17 protein-coding genes and 1 pseudogene are annotated in these 17584 nt (G+C 43.0%); 8 read left to right on the top strand and 10 right to left on the bottom strand.

All coding sequences use genetic code 11. The annotated features are described in order from the left end of the window. Nucleotides 1-325: 325 nt before the first annotated feature. From BWD162_RS00530 to BWD162_RS00510, 5 genes are all read right to left on the bottom strand, one after another. Nucleotides 326-652, bottom strand: a complete 327-nt coding sequence (locus BWD162_RS00530; RefSeq protein WP_335617776.1) for a hypothetical protein — start codon at nucleotides 650-652, stop codon at nucleotides 326-328. Continuing rightward, nucleotides 642-1724 (bottom strand): DUF1376 domain-containing protein, encoded by a 1083-nt coding sequence (locus BWD162_RS00525; RefSeq protein WP_078704983.1) that lies wholly within the window; start codon nucleotides 1722-1724, stop codon nucleotides 642-644. The genes BWD162_RS00530 and BWD162_RS00525 overlap by 11 nt, the downstream gene beginning before the upstream one ends. Beyond that, the gene (locus tag BWD162_RS00520) at nucleotides 1714-2058 is read right to left on the bottom strand and encodes a DUF1376 domain-containing protein (protein ID WP_078704982.1); all 345 of its coding nucleotides are present in this window, start codon (nucleotides 2056-2058) and stop codon (nucleotides 1714-1716) included. The genes BWD162_RS00525 and BWD162_RS00520 overlap by 11 nt, the downstream gene beginning before the upstream one ends. Nucleotides 2059-2186: 128 nt before the next feature. Continuing rightward, on the bottom strand, nucleotides 2187-2762 hold the full coding sequence (locus BWD162_RS00515; RefSeq protein WP_236824120.1) for a hypothetical protein: 576 nt from the start codon (nucleotides 2760-2762) through the stop codon (nucleotides 2187-2189). A gap of 4 nt (nucleotides 2763-2766) precedes the next feature. Continuing rightward, nucleotides 2767-3108, bottom strand: a complete 342-nt coding sequence (locus BWD162_RS00510) for a hypothetical protein (protein WP_078704981.1) — start codon at nucleotides 3106-3108, stop codon at nucleotides 2767-2769. 94 nt (nucleotides 3109-3202) lie between these two features. Here BWD162_RS00510 and BWD162_RS00505 point away from each other — a divergent pair, with 94 nt between their 5' ends. The 8 genes and pseudogenes from BWD162_RS00505 (at nucleotide 3203) to BWD162_RS00470 (ending at nucleotide 8072) form a co-directional block, all read left to right on the top strand. Further along, nucleotides 3203-3514 (top strand): transcriptional regulator, encoded by a 312-nt coding sequence (locus BWD162_RS00505; RefSeq protein ID WP_010702522.1) that lies wholly within the window; start codon nucleotides 3203-3205, stop codon nucleotides 3512-3514. 227 nt (nucleotides 3515-3741) lie between these two features. Next, nucleotides 3742-4119, top strand: a complete 378-nt coding sequence (locus tag BWD162_RS00500) for a hypothetical protein (protein WP_236824119.1) — start codon at nucleotides 3742-3744, stop codon at nucleotides 4117-4119. Further along, nucleotides 4119-4430, top strand: coding sequence for an antA/AntB antirepressor family protein (locus BWD162_RS00495; RefSeq protein WP_078704979.1), 312 nt, complete (start codon nucleotides 4119-4121; stop codon nucleotides 4428-4430). The genes BWD162_RS00500 and BWD162_RS00495 overlap by 1 nt, the downstream gene beginning before the upstream one ends. 36 nt (nucleotides 4431-4466) lie before the next feature. Beyond that, on the top strand, nucleotides 4467-5144 hold the full coding sequence (locus BWD162_RS00490; protein ID WP_078704978.1) for a hypothetical protein: 678 nt from the start codon (nucleotides 4467-4469) through the stop codon (nucleotides 5142-5144). 140 nt (nucleotides 5145-5284) lie between these two features. Continuing rightward, nucleotides 5285-6070 (top strand): phage recombination protein Bet, encoded by a 786-nt coding sequence (gene bet, locus BWD162_RS00485; RefSeq protein WP_078704977.1) that lies wholly within the window; start codon nucleotides 5285-5287, stop codon nucleotides 6068-6070. A gap of 1 nt (nucleotide 6071) precedes the next feature. Then, on the top strand, nucleotides 6072-6692 hold the full coding sequence (locus tag BWD162_RS00480) for a lambda exonuclease family protein (RefSeq protein WP_078704976.1): 621 nt from the start codon (nucleotides 6072-6074) through the stop codon (nucleotides 6690-6692). Between the two features lie 118 nt (nucleotides 6693-6810). Continuing rightward, nucleotides 6811-7023: a hypothetical protein gene (locus tag BWD162_RS00475; RefSeq protein ID WP_078704975.1), complete on the top strand. Its 213-nt coding sequence runs from the start codon at nucleotides 6811-6813 to the stop codon at nucleotides 7021-7023. Nucleotides 7024-7032: 9 nt separating this feature from the next. Continuing rightward, nucleotides 7033-8072, top strand: a pseudogene (locus BWD162_RS00470) (tyrosine-type recombinase/integrase). Between the two features lie 56 nt (nucleotides 8073-8128). Here BWD162_RS00470 and BWD162_RS00465 read toward each other — a convergent pair. The 5 genes from BWD162_RS00465 to BWD162_RS00445 form a co-directional block, all read right to left on the bottom strand. Next, complete coding sequence (locus tag BWD162_RS00465) at nucleotides 8129-8428, bottom strand: HigA family addiction module antitoxin (protein ID WP_078704974.1); 300 nt, start codon at nucleotides 8426-8428, stop codon at nucleotides 8129-8131. 17 nt (nucleotides 8429-8445) lie between these two features. Beyond that, nucleotides 8446-8727 (bottom strand): type II toxin-antitoxin system RelE/ParE family toxin, encoded by a 282-nt coding sequence (locus tag BWD162_RS00460; RefSeq protein ID WP_010703127.1) that lies wholly within the window; start codon nucleotides 8725-8727, stop codon nucleotides 8446-8448. Nucleotides 8728-8939: 212 nt separating this feature from the next. After that, nucleotides 8940-9713 (bottom strand): hypothetical protein, encoded by a 774-nt coding sequence (locus BWD162_RS00455; RefSeq protein WP_153300973.1) that lies wholly within the window; start codon nucleotides 9711-9713, stop codon nucleotides 8940-8942. Between the two features lie 2 nt (nucleotides 9714-9715). Beyond that, a complete protein-coding gene (locus BWD162_RS00450; RefSeq protein WP_078704972.1) occupies nucleotides 9716-10099 on the bottom strand; it encodes a hypothetical protein in 384 nt (127 codons plus the stop codon). Between the two features lie 195 nt (nucleotides 10100-10294). Continuing rightward, nucleotides 10295-17500: a beta strand repeat-containing protein gene (locus BWD162_RS00445; RefSeq protein WP_078704971.1), complete on the bottom strand. Its 7206-nt coding sequence runs from the start codon at nucleotides 17498-17500 to the stop codon at nucleotides 10295-10297. Nucleotides 17501-17584: the final 84 nt, after the last annotated feature.

Genomic DNA, 17584 nt, shown 5'->3' with positions numbered 1-17584 from the left:
GTATAACAAAACTATCTTTTACTATCAAACAAAAAACTCATCACCTGTTACAATTTTCATAGCGATTGCCCTAATTTTTGCATCTGTTCTATTTTCCTTAAATTAGCCCCGTACAGAGTGTTTTATGTTCCCAATGTGTTTGGGGAAATTCATCAAAAAACTTTTAAATCTTTCTCTAAGATGCGTTTCTGTTGATTTAAATGCACATCTAATCCAAAACTGATCAGCACTTTTCTCTATTTTGCTGTCTCAAATGTTTTGCGAAGTTCTTTTTGAAAAGCTTCCAGACGTTCTAACATTACCAACTTCTCCTGTTTCTTGCTTTCTAACTCAGGCTTTTGAAGATCTTTAAGAATACAACTAGCCCTTGTGCGAATACTGTGTTCAGGTTTTTCACAGTAATGATAAAAATCTGCTGTTGATGGCATAAAGGTCGTGTTAATCCTTCTGCTTTTCCTTTCAAGGCACCCTTTGTAGCCGTTTGCAATACCCAGCTGCTTACGCCATCAAGAGCGTAGAAATACGCAAGCGATGTTGATTTTTCGTCTGATCCCAATTGGTTTTTTAAACCGCTTGAAAGGACAAGATACGCTGTTTGGATTTCTTCCTCAGTGGCTTTTTTCTCAAGCTTCTTCAAGGCATCATGGACCAATGAGGTAGCTTTCTTCGCTTCTGCAATCGATGGTTTTTGCCCCGTTTTCCAAAGGAATGGCGGTTCTTTCGTCATCCTCGAATAAAAATTTGTAAACATTATCTGAATTTTTGATATTGGACATGTGCTGTGCAATTCGATAATTGCGTCCACGCTGTTGTTTTGTGTACTCAATGCTTGGTTTTCCATAGTTTTTTCCTTTCTTAAGATCCTCGATCTTCTTTCGTACCCAAATACGCCATGCTGCTGGCCAATCCTTTTTGACGGCGTTGGGGTTAGCGCTTGAACGCCAGTAATCTTTAAAATTTTCAATTTCGGTTCTAACCAGCTCTGGAGGCAAACCCTCTTGAATTGCAAAATCGTAATCAGGTTCGAAATCGTGAGGCAATCGGCATCCTCGTCTATCTCCAGACCGCTTGGTTTTCTTTTCAGTGCTTTTTTGCTGTGAAACGGGTGATTGGTTTTCTGATGAGGGTGTATCGTGATCCAAATGCTGCTCAACAGCATTATCGGTTGTTTCACCTTGAACCGAAACTTCAGTTGCTAAATCTTCCAAAGCATTTTCTTTTTTTGATAACACGATAGTGTTAGTTTTTTTATATATGTTATTGTTATTGTTAATAGCATCAACAAGCATATTGTTAGCATTACTTAAGCATTGCTTAAGCATATCACTAGCATTGTCATCATCACTAATTGCTAATGAATCAGCTAATTTTTTTTGTTTATCCCATCTCGCCTGCGCTGCTTTGGAAGCTCTTTCTGAAAACTTATCTAAATTTTTATTGCTATCATTCAGTTCTTCTTCAACTTGCTGACTCCACAAACGACCGTCTTCTAAACGAATAATATGACCAGTGCTCAGTAAAACATTTAATGCTTTCATAAATGTTTTTACTGAACAAGCAGTATAACGAGCTAAAACCTTCATGTTATTTAAAAGTGGCTCACCAGTGCGCAACATTTCTAGCTGTAATCTTATATAGACGTTGCTTTCAATAGGAGACAAATAAGTCAGATCAAGTATCCACTTGTCTGCAAAAAGCCTTGTCCATGACATTTTAGTTGACATAGCCTTCCCCCTTTTTTTTCTCATTCCGTCTTACAGTGTTTGAAGTTTCGTTGATATCAAGATCAAATGTTGATGAGGCATGCCATAAGCTGCCATCTTCTAAACGAGTGATAAGACCACAGCTAATCAAAGCTTTTAATATCTTTCGAAACGTCTGCACTGAACAGCCACACAAATTTGTTAATTGAGAAACATTGTTTAAAATAGGTGCGCCCTTATTAATCATGAGCGCTACCAATGTTGTATAAACAGCAGTTTCTGCTGCTTTCAAACCTTCAAGCTCTTTTAAAAATTGATTAGGATAAAATTTTACCCAGGGTGATTGAGTGGCCATCACATATCTCCTTCTTTCTTTAAGTATAAAATTGCCCAGCCTGTCTTCGCACTTAAACAAAGACAAGGAATGGTTTGTAAATTAAAGCTCATTTTTAATGAGGACGATCTCACGATACTCGTGTCAATTTATGTGGTATTGTTAACCGAACAATCACAACCCCATTTACCACTAGAAATCTTTGCATTACCGGAAATTTTTGCAATGTCGAAAACAAGTGCATTGCCACAAACTTCTGCATTACCGTAAATCAGCGTATTGCCGTAAACTTGTGCTTTACCGGAAATTATTGCATTATCGAAAATACGTGCATTGCCAGAAACATCTGCACTGCCGTAAACCAGAGCATTATCACAAACCATTGTAGCACCGCCAACCCAAGCCTTGCCGTAAATACAAGCTTTGCCGTAAACATAAGTACGGCCGTAAACGCGTGCACAACCAAAAACCATAGCAGCGTCATAAATTTCTGCGTCACCGTAAACCAAAGCATCATCATAAATCTGAGCATTGTCATAAACCTTAGCATCATCCCCAACCCAACAATCACCCTCATGAGAAAGATTGTCTTCTGTTTCTATAAAACCACCCAAATCACCCGCTTCAACATAACCAAAGTCTTTTAATGCACGAATACGATAAAGAAATGAACCATCACCTTGATTAATTTCTTCTACAAACTCGTATTTCTTTTCTATACTCATGTTCTTATCCACCTAATGATTGTTGTGCATCTTTTTGCTCATACCCTGCCCTGCTTGCTACACAACCATCTACAAATTCACACGATGGGGAGGTGTCTTTTTGCTGCATTAAATCTTGCAAACGCTCGGGATAAAAGAAATCATCAGGACGTAAGTCTATGTCGTTGCGTTTAGCGTAATTAAGCAATTTCGCTTGATAAGTTGCAGGAAATAACCCATTTGCACCGCCCCTTTTTTTAGAGTAAGTTACGCGATAAACAGCCCCTTTACATTTATGTAAAATGCGGGCGACATTAGCGGCTCCCCCTAAATATTTTATAATGGTATATGCAGGCTCTTGTTTCATAAAAACATAATTTCATAAATTCTGAATTTTATCAAGAGGAAATTTCAGAATTTATGACATTGATTTTTCATTCAATCTGAAAGAGTTTTATTTTATGGAACGTGAACAATTAAGACTATGGCTCAATGAGCAACTAGCTAAAAAAGGACACGGCAGCAAAAAAATGCTGGCTGAACATCTAGGCATATTGCCATCCACTCTAACCAGCATATTAAATAACTCGGGTACAAACCGTTCAATAAAAGCAGACGAATTAATAAAAATCATTAATTTTGTTGGTGAGATACCACCCTTTTTAATTAAAGGATCTGGGCAATTCGTCAGTCTTTTTTATCAAGCAAATCCTGAAGTTCAGCAAGCTGTTTTAACGATTCTTCAGAATTCCTGCTCTTTAGACAAAAAATAATAGCAGCTATCACTTTTTTATCTGTGCAATCCCAAAGTTTTTTTAGCATCTTTTTTTTCATTATCATTTTTCCCGCGTAAATATTTCTTATTTTATGAAAATTATTATTAATATTTTTCATTAAAAGTGAAATATCTACCCCCATAAAGTAAAAAGAAACATTTACCAACATGGAATAGAGGGGATGGAAAATGAATAAACAGGTTTTTGTAGGTGCTCATGAAATCTTGCTGATTATATGCAGTAATGATGATTATCCCTATGCTGAATTTGGACCATTCGAAGAAACTGAAATCCGGGATATTGTTGACGGTTTAGACAATGTTGAAAGCATTCTTCGTATCGATCTTTACTCAAACCGCTACGATGATATTTCAGAAGAAGTTGCTGAACTTTATGTCCAAAAATACTTAGACGATTACGTCAATTATTATTTTGTAGAGGAAGCACCGTATCCATTTATAGCTGAAAGCGATGCATATCATGATCTTTTAGAAAGTATAGCAGAACGTGAATATGCTGATGCAACCTATGGTACTTATGAAGAGCAACATCGTTTGCGTCCTTGCGATGTTTTAAACATGAATTATCGGAGGGTTCAATAATGGAAACTCCTATCACTCATCAGAATAATACAACTGATCAAGAAACCGTGCGAATGGTGAGAATGGTGAAAGCTCATATATTACATGAGCGTTTGAAGGTAAAAACCAACTTTAATGATTGGATTACTCAACGCATCCAAGAATATGAATTTGAGGAAGGAGAGGACTTTCGCATATTGCCTTCTGAAGATCAAGATGATGATCAAAAAAAGAAATACTACCTTACCGTAGACATGGCAAAAAAGCTTGCCCGGGCTGAAAAAAGTGGTGCAGGCAGAATAGTCTATCAACACCTTGCGTTTTGCGCCTGACAGATAAAAAAATATATTAAAATGGGGTCTTGGATTATGGATAAAAAATTTAAGCTAACAAATGATACAATCAATGTTAATCGACGTACTCTTTACCGAATTAGAGCATTAAGGGACTTTGGTGATATCAAAACGGGTGATTTAGGTGGCTTTATAGAACGAGAAGTCAACCTCTCTCATAAAGGCAATTGTTGGGTTTATTACAATGCCAAGATTTTTGATGTCGCGCGAATTTATGATGATGCACGGGTATATGGTGAGGCATGGATTTGTCACTATGCTCATGTGTCGGGTAACGCAAAAGTTTTCGGTTCAGCACACATTTATGATCAGGCGCAAATTGGTAATCAAGCGCGCATCTCCGGTCAAGCGTGTGTTTACGGCCGTGCATTAGTGAGTGGCAATGCACTTGTTTATGGTGATGCACGAATTTGCGACCAGGCGAAAATTCTTGATAAAGCGCGAGTTTATAATAATGCATGGGTTTATGATGATGCGCGTGTTTATAATAATGCGCAAGTGTACGGCAACGCACGCGTTTATGATCAAGCACGCATTTGTGACAACGCTAAAATCTATGACCATGCAAAAGTGTATGATCAAGCTAAAGTTCATGACAACGTACATATTAATGGATACCAGGAAATTTGTGGGTATACAGAAATTGGAGATGATGGACGAACTCAGAACTTTGAGTCTTTTTGTGAGCGCTGACAAGAATGGTAATTTTAAAAGAATGACAGCAACAACGCTTTCTTCTCAATACATCTAAAAATTAATCAAAACACACCCTTTTCAACACATGCGTGCTTCACGCCACAGGTGGGGTGTACCCAAAGTTAAGGATAACGATAATGACAACTCCTCTCGTTGCAAAAATGGCGCAACAATATGATTTATCAGAACAAGAATTTCGTGAAGCAATTTTCAAAACATGTATTAGCGGTAATATTTCTAATGCTGAGTTTTTGGTCTTTGTTTATCTTGCCAATGATTATGGATTAAATCCCCTGAGAAAAGAAATATATGCCATCCCTAAAAGAGGCGGCGGTATTATATCGGTTGTCTCTGTTGATGGGTGGCTCAAAGTCATACATTCACATGATAATCTTGATGGAGTGGAACTCCAAGAAAACTTTGATAATGAAGGCAATCTGTTTTCTGTTACATGCGCTATATATTTGAAAGACAAGAAATACCCCTTTAAAATCACAGAATATCTCAAAGAATGTAAGCGAAATACAGAACCTTGGAATCAATGTCCTGCTCGTATGCTGCGTCATAAAGCACTTATACAGTGTGCTCGTTATGCATTCGGTTTATCTGGTATCTACGATAAAGACGAAGCTGAACGTATCAATGAAGCTATTTACCTCAGTGAAGTTAATGATAATCCCCAAAACGAGAGAATATCTGATGAATCACTTGCGCAAATCAAAGAGTTAATGGAACAAACAAAAACAGACGAAGAAAAAGTACTCTTTTATGCAAAGGTCACAAACTTTGCAGAAATGTCTCATGAGACAGGGCAAATTATTTTAAGGCGTTTGGAAGCAAAACAACACTTACAAATGAATGAAGCACAACAAGCTTTACCTTTACCAAACACACCAATTCAACAAGCTTCAATGGGAGTGTGATATGCAACAAAGAACAGCAGAATGGTTTCAAGCCCGTTTAGGTAAAGTCACAGCTTCAAACATTAACAGCATCGTCGATAAAACAGCTAAAGGCTTACCAACAAGTAAATATGAAGAGTACAAAATCAAGCTCATTACAGAACGTTTAACTGGTAAAACAGTATCATCTTATGAAACGCCTGCCATGCGATGGGGTAATGAACATGAAGACAGTGCAATTGAAGAATATAGCTTTCTTTACGATACTACCGTCACACGATGTGGGTTTATTCCTCACCCGACAATTGAAATGGCAGGCGCTAGTCCTGATGGTCTCATTGGAGATGATGGCCTCATAGAAGTTAAATGCCCTCAAGAAATAACCCATGTTCGTTTTTTGCGAGACGGTAAAATCAAGCCTGAATATATCTTACAAATGCAGTTTCAAATGGCTTGTACAGGGCGAAAATGGTGTGATTTTGTTAGCTATCATCCTTGGTTTATAGATAAATCACCTCATTTGTGTATCAGGGCTCTACGCATTCCACGCGATGATGAACAGATTGAGCTCATCAATAAAGCTGTTGAAGCATTTTTAGCAGAAGTAGAACAAGATATGCAATTCTTGACAAACGCTGCTTAAACCCATAGGGGGCGCTGTTCTCCCTCCCCTAAGCGCCCCCACCCATTTTTCAATCACTTTCAACACACGCGTGCTTCACACCACAGGTGAAGTGCAATCAAACTTAAGGAAATTTAACATGGCTCGTCGCCACGCTGCCGTAACACAGTCCGCTATTGCAAGAGCTTTAAGAGAAGCTAAAAAGCAAGGTTGTGAGTTAATGGAAATCAAACCAACCGGTGAACTCTTAATTTATCTCAAACCTGACATCACCATACCAAATACTGCTACTCATCCAGACAGATTATTAGATCTCTCAAAGGGTGATTATGACTTTGATATTGGTATGTAAGGTCACGCTATGCCTAAACCACGGCCTCCCCACCTTGTCAAAGAAATTACGCGCTATGGTAAAATTGTATGGTACGTGCGTATTGGCCATGGTCAAAGGCGTAGAGTGCGTGGAACCTATGGTACACAAGAATTTGTTGACGACTATAAAGATGCTCTTTCTGAGTTACAAGGATACAAGCTTCCTAAATCTAAACCTGGTAAACTCGTTGAAGGTAGTTTCATATGGCTCCTGAAACAATATTTTGACAGCGTCACTTGGCATAACCTAGCTCATGCTACGAAAAGACAAAAAGAACTCATTCTGATGAAAGTGTCAGATGCCATAGGAGATATTCCATACAAAGCAATTAAAAAGTCGCATATTACAGCTGGTGTTGAACGACGTAAGGAAACACCCGCAACTGCTCGGAATTTTCTCAAAGCAGTTAATGGCCTTTTTAAATGGGCAGTTGAACAAGGACTTTTAGAAAATAATCCTGCTTTAGGGGTTAAAACACCATTTCTCAAAAACAAGGATGGATTCCCTGCTTGGATAGAAGAGGACATCGACAAATATTATCAACAATGGTCTCTTGGAACGCACGAACGGGTATGGATTGATGTTCTTCTCTACACAGGTTTACGAAGGGGGGATGTTGTACGTATCGGTTGGAAGGACGTTAAAGATAACATCATTCATTTAAAGACGGAAAAAAGCAAATTTCAAACAGATGTTTTTCTTCCTATTCTACCCGAATTAGCAAAAACACTTGAAATGGGACCTATTGGTGATGAAACTTTTATTTGTGGGAAAGGAGGCAAGAAACTAACCAAAGAAACCTTTGGGAACCTGTTTAGAGATGCTTGCAATGCAGCGGGAATAAAAAAATCAGCACATGGTTTAAGAAAATTAGCTGCAACAAGAGCTGCCAATGCAGGGGCTACGGTCGCACACAACTTAAAGCAATTTTTGGATGGACAGAAGACCGTATGGCATCACTCTATACAAAGACTGCTGACCGCAAAAGATTAGCTCTGGAATCTATCAAAAAACTTCAAAAAGGTTAGGATTATAAACCATAGTTTTAAAAACAGACTAAAAGCTATCAAAATCAGTGACGAAATCAAAGCGACATTTGAGTAGTATCAGAAACCAGAGGACGAATAGATGGTTGTGCTCGTTGCCTTGCTTGCCATAAATTATAGTTTGTTTGCATATCTAACCAAAACTTCGCTTTACTAAAACCAGCTAATTCTAATTTAACTGCAAGTTCGGTGCTCATAGAAGCATGTCCATTAATAACTCTTGATAGAGAAGCTCTTGTTACATGGAGATGATCGGCTAATTTTTGTATTGTTATATCCATTTCTTCTAAAAAAGCCACTTTTAGAACTTCGCCTGGATGTGCAGGGTTATGCATCATTGTTTTACTTCCTTTCATCAATGGTAATCTTGATAATCAACAAGCTCAACGTCTGTTCCGATAAAACGAAATGTAATGCGCCAATTGCCGTTAACCCATATAGAATAGTAGCCTGTAAGTTCGCCTTTAAGAGAGTGTATTTTAAAAGCAGGTGCTTTCAACATTTCAGGGCACGTAGCACTTGTTAAAGCCGTTAAAATAACACGTAACTTTTTTGCGTGAGCTGCTTGAATAGCTTTAGTGGAACCCGTCGTGTAAAATAATTTTAGGCCTTTATGCTTGAAGCTTACAATTGCCATTACCATTCCTTATCGTATACTATAACTATACGATCAATAGCAATAAAAGTCAAGTATTATGCTGGCATAATCTGACTCCATATTTAGAAAAAATGAATGGGAATAAATAACAAAAAAGCTACAAAAAGGTGCGGGATAGTGCACAAAAAAACTTAATAGAATCAATAAGTACAAATTCCCTTACCTTTGCAATAACCTATTGATTTTATTAATTATAATCGGGCCGCGTCTGGGCACCACATAATCGTCGACGTACCATTTATCACCAGCATCCCCTTTGTCGCCTCCACCCCTGTTTTGAAATTTGAAATATCCACATTGGTCAACGTGACTGTCCCCGAGCTATCCACCCTCGTACCCTGATTTCCACCCCCTCCCGTAATCCCCACCTTTATCAACTCAGCCGTCCCACTCCCTGTTACCTTTGCCCCTGTTGTGACCTGCATCAACGTCACTCTAGTCAATTCCAACGTCCCACTTGATACCTCAGCCCCTGTTACTGTCGCTCCCCCACTCCCATTAACAGTCAGATTCATCACATCAGCCTTCCCTAAGCCCTCCATCTTCACCACCGTACTCCCAGCACCCCCACTTCCCGTAATATTTATAATTCCCTCTCCTCTTATATTAGCCGTCCCACTACTCTTAATCTTTATCGCTTCTTTCACCCCTGTAAAATCAAGTGTCGTTCCCTTCCTCACCTCCACCTCTCCCCCTGTTCCACTCACCTCTATCCCCGTTACCGTAGTCATAGCTCCCATACCCCCGCTAATAGTCAGATCACCCCCATTACGCCCCACCGCCCTCTTATCAAAAACAATCCTCCCCTCATCCTTCACCTCAATCATAACCCTCCCCTCCCCATTCTTCCCTGCCCCAATCGCATTCTTCAACCTAAACGTCCCCCCATTTACCGTAATCACAGATCCTTTCCCCTCAACCTCCATCATCTTCTGCACATCTGTAACACTAACATTCTCCTTCAACGTCAGCGTCCCCCCTGTTCCACTCTAATCGCCGATTTATCACTATTATTACTCTTATCTGTAACCGTCAGCGGATCATCTCCTATCGTAATATTCGCCCCCGACCCCGTTATCTTTATAGCCTCACCATCATCAGGATTACTCATATCTATTGTTCTCACACCAATCAGCCTCCTTGTCACACCTTGACACACAATCTTCCCATCCTTCTCATCATGCCCCCTCGCTAAAAGTAGACCCGTCTCACTACCCTCAACCCAACCCATACAATTTTGTTGTTGTTGAGCATATACTTTTTGAGATGTAATAAGAGCCAACCCAGCCACAATAGCCGTTGAGAGGACACATAAACAAACATGATGTTTTAAGACACGACGCATAACCATAACCCTACATCCTCTTTAAACCAATCCGATTAAAAGAGACAAACTGTTCATAAAAAAAGATAAAAACAAAATCATTCCTGAACGGCTTACCACAAACCTAAACGCCCCCCCTTAAACCCCCTTACAAAAAAACATAAAACATTAACAAAAGGCTCTCTAAAAATGCCCTAAAATACAAAGCCTAAAACAAAAAGACTACACCATCAAACCATCCGCCTGTCCGTTATCATTACCAATGATCATCACCTTGACTGCGGTAAGATTTGCACCTTTTCCTTCGACTTTGATGAATTTTGTAGAGTTAGCACCCCTCTTTACCCTTCTATCACCCCCATAGTTCATAATAACGCCATTGAGCACGACCTTCCCCGTTGAAAGACTGACAGCATGCTCTCCTTTAAACTCAATTTCCCCCTTCTTCATCCAGAATTCACCATTCAACACAGTAACCCCATTTTTGATATTAGAAAAGACCGCACTTTCTAACATCACCCGCCCCCCATTTTCCACATGAACCCCTTGTACATGACCATTTCCCTCGATTTTAATGCCCGTCCCCCTAATATCTGCTGTATTTAGAGCATTTCCTTTTGCCTCGACCTTTAAGAAAGTACTCTTGTCATTATCTCCTGTATACTTCATAGCGACATTAGTTAACAAAGCATGGCCCCGATTAAGATAGACAGCATGCTCTCCTTTAAAAGTCATCTCCCCACCCAGTACCTGTACAGCACCCTCTTTAATGGTCATCCCATTGTAAACATCAGTATAAGTTGGCTTCATCAATACAACCCGTCCACCCCTTATTACATGCAAGCCCTGCCCATGACCATTTCCGTTGATTGTTAGATTTGCTGCAACGACTGCGGCCTTCTTTTTAGAAAGGATCGTTTCCACAGCATTTGTAGTAGTATCCTCTCCGGTAATTTTGATGAAGTCAGCCGTAGGACTATTTCCTTGATAAGTCATTTTGACCACCATTAAAGCAACCTGACCCTGGATAAGATCGATGCCGTGCTTTCCATCAAAGCTTATCTCCCCACCTTCCATACGCACAACCCCCTCTGTAACAGTCATACCATTTTTGACATTGGTAAAGGTTGTATTTTTCAAGACAACCTTTCCGTCCTTTATGACCTTTAAGCCCAGCCCTTTACTTACATTTCCTGAAGTGGAAATTGTTACATTTTCTGCCAAAACTGTTCCCCCTTCGACCCTCATGAAGTTAGCAGTCTTATCACTGCCCGCATAAGTCATATTGACGCTCTTTAAAACAACATTACCCTTTGCAAGATTGATCCCGTAATCTCCTTTAAAAGCAATACCTCCTTTGTCCATAATCACATTCCCCTCTGTAACAATTATACCATTTTTGACATCGGTAAAGTATGTCTCTTTCAACCACGCCGCTCCACTACTTGTTGTCACTTGTACCCCCATTGCTACCCCTGAAACATTCACCCCCTTCATTATTACTTTTCCTCCATACCCCACTTCTACCCCCGTTCCAGTGTTACTAATACCAGATCCTGTAATGGTGAGCTCATTTAACAGGGCATGCCCTAGAACAAGATTGATACCGTAGTCTCCATTAAAAGCAATAGATCCCCGGTTCATCACCAGATTCCCACTTGTCATCCGTATTCCCATTCCAACCTTTGAAATCTCTACCCCCCTCATCATTACTTCTCCTGAGTTACTCACCCCCATCCCTATACTCTTACGACCTTGTCCTGTAATATTGAAACTACTTAACAAAGCCTGTCCCCCACTGAGATAAATGCCGTGCCCTTCTTTAAAAGTAATGCCTCCTTTTTCCATACGTATGGTACTCCTTCCCTCAACAGTCATACCATTTTTGACATTGGTAAAGGTTGTATTTTTCAACCACACTGCTCCCCCCTTTATGACCTTTAAGCCCTGCCCCTTGTCATTTCCTGTGATTGTTACATTTTCTGCCAAAACTGTTCCCCCTTCAACATTGATGAAGTTAGCAGTCTTATCACTGCCCGTATAAGTCATGCTGACACCCCTTAAATCAACATTCCCCTGCTTGAGATGAATGCCGTGCTCTCCATCAAACTCTATTGATCCTTTTTCCATGTACACATCCCCGTTTTCGATATTCATCCCTTTTGCAACATTTCCCAAATGCGTCTCTTTCAACCACGCCTCTCCCCTCATCACCTCTACCCCCGTTCCAACCTCTGAAATATGTACATTCTCCAACCACACCTTCCCCCCCTCTGCATATACTCCCGTACCTTTCTTTTCTTCTCCCGTAATCGTTACATCCATCAAACTAGCATTCACCGATCCCTCCATATACACCCCATACCCATCTCCCTTTTCAAACTGAATCTCTGTCTTACCCTTCACCATCAACATCCCATCCCCTATCATAACGATCCCCTTCTCTACCTCTTTTATCGATCCCCCTGTGATCGTCACCGCTCCACCCATTGCAGTTACCCCCATTTGTACATTTGAAATATCCACATCGGTCATCGTCCCCGAGCTCTCCATTATTACCCCAGTACTCCCATCTCCCCCAGTTCCCCTAATCGTCACCTTTGTCAAAGTAGCACTCTTTACCTTCTCTTCCACATATACTCCAGCTCCATCCCCTATAAAATGAATTGTCGTCCCATCCCTCACCGTCAGATCTCCTGCCAACACCCTTATCCCCATTCCAACCTCTTTTATTGACCCCCCACTAACCATCACCCTTCCACCCTTCGCATATACCCCGTACCCTGCTTTCCCTCCCGTAATCACCGTCCCCATCAAAGTAGCACTCTGCACCTTCTCTCCCACATACACCCCATACCCATTCCTAAACTGAATCTCTGTTTTCTCCTCCACCTTGAGCATCCCATTCCCTAACATAGCTATCCCCGTTTGCACCTCTTTTATCGACCCTCCTGTGATTGTCAGATTCCCTGCCTTCACCTCCACCCCCATTTGTACATTTGAAATATTCACCTTATCCATCGTCATCATTTTCCCCATCGCCCACACCCCGTATCCCTCTCCCCCTCCCTTAATTTGTACATTTGTCAAAGTAGCACTCGTCACTGACCCTCCCACCTTTACCCCATAGTCCCCCGTAAAACTAATCATCGAGTTCCCACTCTCTCCACTCACCTTGAGCACCCCACTTCCTGACATATCTATTCCCGTTTCAACCCCCGAAATACGTACATCCTCCAACGTCATCATCATCTTTTCCGAACTACTTGCCCACACCCCGTACCCACTTCCATCTCCCGTAATCTGCGTCCCCATCAAACGAGCACTCTTCACCGATCCGCCCACTCTCACCCCATACCCCGCCTTAAAACTAATTGTCGAGCTCCCCTTTATCTCTAACATCTCACCCTCTAACATATTCACCCCCATTACGACCCCTGAAATACCCACCTTATCCAACGTCATCGTCACCTTTTTCCCCTCCGCATATATCCCCGTACCCTTTCCCTGATCACCTCCCGTAATCCTCACATCCGTCAAACGAACACTCTTCACCGATGCTCCCACCTTTACCCCATAGTCCCCCGTAAAATTAATCGTCGAATTTCCACTCTCCCCAAGCACCTCTAACTTCCCACTTTCCACTTCTATCCCCGTTTGCACCCCTGAAATATCCACCTTATCCATCATCACCTCTCCCCTCATCACATATACCCCCATACCAACCCCTGAAATACGTACATCCTTCATTGTCCCCGAGCTCCCCGCCATTATCACCCCAATCCCCGTATTTGACCCATTACTTCCCTCTCCCTTAATCGTTACCTCTGTCAACTCAGCCGTCGCTGTTCCTCCCCACACACCCACCCCATGCGTCCCCTTAAACTCAATCCTCGTCCCATCCTCCACCGTCAACGTCCCCTTCCCCGCCATATCTATCCCCGTTAGCACATTTGTTATCGACCCTCCCTTCACTGTCAGATCCCCTGCCTTCACTTCTACCCCCGTACCCGTGCCATTTCCATCATTTCCCCTAATCGTCACATTTGTCAAAGTAGCACTTGTCACCGATTTCCCCACCTTCACCCCGTGCGTCCCCTTAAACTCAATCCTCGTCCCATCCTCCACCGTCAACGTCCCCTTCCCCGCCATATCTATCCCCATTTGTACATTTGTTATCTCCCCCCCTGTGATTGTCAGATCCCCTGCCTTCACTTCTACCCCCGTACCTTTTCCATCATCTCCCCTAATCGTCACCCCTGTCAACTGAGTACTCGTCACCGATCCTCCCACCTTCACCCCATGCGTCCCCTTAAACTCAATCCTCGTCCCATCCTCCACCGTCAACGTCCCCTTCCCCGCCATATCTATCCCCGTTAGCACATTTGTTATCGACCCTCCCTTCACTGTCAGATTCCCTCCCTCTGCATGTACCCCCGTACCCGTGCCATTTCCATCATTTCCCCTAATCGTCACATTTGTCAAAGTAGCACTCGTCACCTTCTCTCCCACTCTCACCCCGTGCCCATTCTTAAACTCAATCCTCGTCCCATCCTCCACCTTTAACGTCCCACTTCCTGACATATCTATCCCCATTTGCACATTTGTTATCTCCCCTCCCTTCACTGTCAGATCCCCATTCCCTGTCACCTTTACCCCCACTTGTACCTTTGAAATACCCACACTGGTCAACGTCACATTTCCCGTCCCCTCCGCATACACCCCCATACCTTTTCCATTAGTTCCCTCAATCATCACATTTGTCAAAGTAGCACTTGTCACCGCTGTTCCCACCTTCACCCCATACCCATTCTCCTTAAACTGAATCTCTGTCCCACTCACCGTCAACGTTCCAGTTCCTGTCATATCTATCCCCTTCTCCACCTCTCTTATCCACCCTCCTGTGATTGTCACCGTTCCACCAGTCGCATTCACCCCCACTTGTACCTTTGAAATCTCCACCATATTCATCGTCACACTTCCCGTCCCCATCGCAGTTACCCCCGTACCACCCCCATTTCCCGTAATCACCGTCCCCATCAACTCAGCCGTCACATTATTTTGTATCTTCACCCCATACCCCCCCGTAAAATTAATTGTCGTCCCCCCCTTCACCACCAACTTCTCACCCCCCTCCATATTTATCCCCCACTTCACCCCTTTTATCGACCCCCCTGTGATCGTCAGATCCCCTGCCTTCACCTCTACCCCCCCCTGTACATTTGAAATATCCACACTGCTCATCGTCACCTTTCCCCCCTCCATCCACACCCCCTTACCCGTACCCTGACTACTTCCACTTCCTTTAATCGTCACCATTGTCAACTTAGCCGTCGCATTATTCCCCACCTTCACCCCATACCCATTCCCCGTAAACTCAACCGTCCCCATATTCATCACCAACTGCCCTGCCGCTGCATTCACCCCCATTTGTACCTGTGAAATATCTACCATATTCAATGTCACTGTCTTTGCAGTCCCCGCATATACCCCCGTACCACCCCCTCCTTTAATCTTCACCTTTGTCAACTCAGCACTTGTCGCCGTCCCCCTCACATGCACCCCATAACTCCCTCCCGTAATCTCTCCCATATTCATCACCAACTTTCCCCCCGACACATACACCCCCTGACTCCCTCCCGTAACCGTCACCCCTGTCAATTTAGCCGTCCCACTCCCCTCCATCCACACCCCCGTCCCACTTCTCCCTCCCGTAATCGTCCCCCCATTCATCTCCAACCTCCCACTCCCATCCACCTTCACCCCATAGGTCTTCCCCCCAATCGACCCTTCTGTCACCTTCAGCGTCCCCTTTATCGCCTCCACCCCTGTTTGCACCCCTGAAACATTCACCGTATTCAACGTGACTGTCCCCGAGCTATCCATCTTCACCCCCGTACCCGTACTCTCAGCTCCCCCAGTTCCCGTAATCTCTCCCCCCGTCATAGTAGCACTCCCTCCTGTTATATTAAGCCCCGTCCCATACATCCCCGTAACCGTAATCCCCACCCTTGTCAAATCAGCCGTCGCACTTCCCGACACCTTCACCCCATACGCATACATCCCCTCAACCGTAATCGTCGACGTACCATTTATCACTAACTGCCCATTTATCGCCTCCACCCCTGTTTGCACCCCTGAAACATTCACCGTATTCAACGTGACCGTCTCCGAAGTCCCCACCATTACCCCCGTACTCCTACTCCTAGCTCCCCCAGTTCTCGTAATCTCTCCCCCCATCATAGTAGCACTCCCTCCTGTTATATTAAGCCCCGTCCCATCATTTGTAACCGTAATAACCGTTGATTTCCCTTCTATCACCAACTGCCCATTCTTCGCCTCCACCCCTGTTTTGAAATTTGAAATCTTCACACTGGTCAACGTGACTGTCTCCGAAGTCTCCGCATATACCCCCGTATCTGCTCCATCCTTTCCCGTAATCGTCCCCTCAAGCACCTTCAGCGTCCCACTCCCTGTTACCTTTGCCCCTGTTGTGACCTGCATCAACTTCACCATATTCATCATCAACGTCCCATTACTGACCTCAGCCCCCGTTACTGTACCACTCCCATCAATAGTCAGATTCATCACATCAGCCTTCCCTAAGCCCTCCATCTTCACCACCGTACTCCCAGCACCCCCACTTCCCGTAACATTTATAGTACCCCCTCCACTTACAGTAGCTTCTACACTACTCTTAATCTTTATCGCTTCTGTCACCCCTGTAAAACTAACTGTCGTTCCCTTCCTCACCTCCACCTCTCCCCCTGTTCCACTCACCTCTATCCCCGTTACCGTAGTCATAGCTCCCATACCCCCGCTAATAGTCAGATCACCCCCATTACGCCCCACCGCCCTCTTATCAAAAACAATCCTCCCCTCATCCTTCACCTCAATCATAACCCTCCCCTCCCCATTCTTCCCTGCCCCAATCGCATTCTTCAACCTAAACGTCCCCCCATTTACCGTAATCACAGACCCTGAACCATCAACCTCCATCACCTTCTGCACATTTGTAATACTAACATCCTTCTCAAACGTCAGCCTCGCCCCCTCTTCCACCCTAATCGCCGATTTATCACTACTCTTACTCTTATCTGTAACCGTCAGCTTCTCTACTATCGTAATATTCGCCCCCGACCCCGTTATCTTCACAGCCTCCTCACCATCATCAGGATTACTCATATCTATTTCTCTCACACCCTGCAGCACCCTTGTCCCACTTTGACTGTTACACACAATCTTCCCCTCCCTCTTATCATGATGCATCGCTAACAACCCACCCATATCCTCAACCCAACCCATACAATTCTCCGTCTTTAGTTGAGCATATACTTTTTGAGATGTAATAAGAGCCAACCCAGCCACAATAGCCGTTGAGAGGACACATAAACAAACATGATGTTTTAAGACACGACGCATAACCATAACCCTACATCCTCTTTAAACCAATCCGATTAAAAGAGACAAACTGTTCATAAAAAAGATAAAAACAAAATCATTCCTGAACGG

The organism is Bartonella sp. WD16.2 (assembly GCF_002022505.1).
In the GTDB taxonomy this organism is placed as follows: Bacteria; Pseudomonadota; Alphaproteobacteria; order Rhizobiales; family Rhizobiaceae; genus Bartonella.
This window is presented reverse-complemented; position numbering and strand designations above follow the sequence as displayed.

Excerpts from the sequence above, each read along its gene's own strand:
- BWD162_RS00525 (WP_078704983.1), bottom strand. The coding sequence starts at position 1,724 with ATGTCAACTAAAATGTCATGGACAAGGCTTTTTGCAGACAAGTGGATA.
- BWD162_RS00520 (WP_078704982.1), bottom strand. The coding sequence starts at position 2,058 with ATGGCCACTCAATCACCCTGGGTAAAATTTTATCCTAATCAATTTTTA.
- BWD162_RS00515 (WP_236824120.1), bottom strand. The coding sequence starts at position 2,762 with ATGAGTATAGAAAAGAAATACGAGTTTGTAGAAGAAATTAATCAAGGT.
- BWD162_RS00510 (WP_078704981.1), bottom strand. The coding sequence starts at position 3,108 with ATGAAACAAGAGCCTGCATATACCATTATAAAATATTTAGGGGGAGCC.
- BWD162_RS00505 (WP_010702522.1), top strand. The coding sequence starts at position 3,203 with ATGGAACGTGAACAATTAAGACTATGGCTCAATGAGCAACTAGCTAAA.
- BWD162_RS00495 (WP_078704979.1), top strand. The coding sequence starts at position 4,119 with ATGGAAACTCCTATCACTCATCAGAATAATACAACTGATCAAGAAACC.
- BWD162_RS00490 (WP_078704978.1), top strand. The coding sequence starts at position 4,467 with ATGGATAAAAAATTTAAGCTAACAAATGATACAATCAATGTTAATCGA.
- bet (WP_078704977.1), top strand. The coding sequence starts at position 5,285 with ATGACAACTCCTCTCGTTGCAAAAATGGCGCAACAATATGATTTATCA.
- BWD162_RS00480 (WP_078704976.1), top strand. The coding sequence starts at position 6,072 with ATGCAACAAAGAACAGCAGAATGGTTTCAAGCCCGTTTAGGTAAAGTC.
- BWD162_RS00475 (WP_078704975.1), top strand. The coding sequence starts at position 6,811 with ATGGCTCGTCGCCACGCTGCCGTAACACAGTCCGCTATTGCAAGAGCT.
- BWD162_RS00465 (WP_078704974.1), bottom strand. The coding sequence starts at position 8,428 with ATGATGCATAACCCTGCACATCCAGGCGAAGTTCTAAAAGTGGCTTTT.
- BWD162_RS00460 (WP_010703127.1), bottom strand. The coding sequence starts at position 8,727 with ATGGCAATTGTAAGCTTCAAGCATAAAGGCCTAAAATTATTTTACACG.
- BWD162_RS00450 (WP_078704972.1), bottom strand. The coding sequence starts at position 10,099 with ATGGTTATGCGTCGTGTCTTAAAACATCATGTTTGTTTATGTGTCCTC.
- BWD162_RS00445 (WP_078704971.1), bottom strand. The coding sequence starts at position 17,500 with ATGGTTATGCGTCGTGTCTTAAAACATCATGTTTGTTTATGTGTCCTC.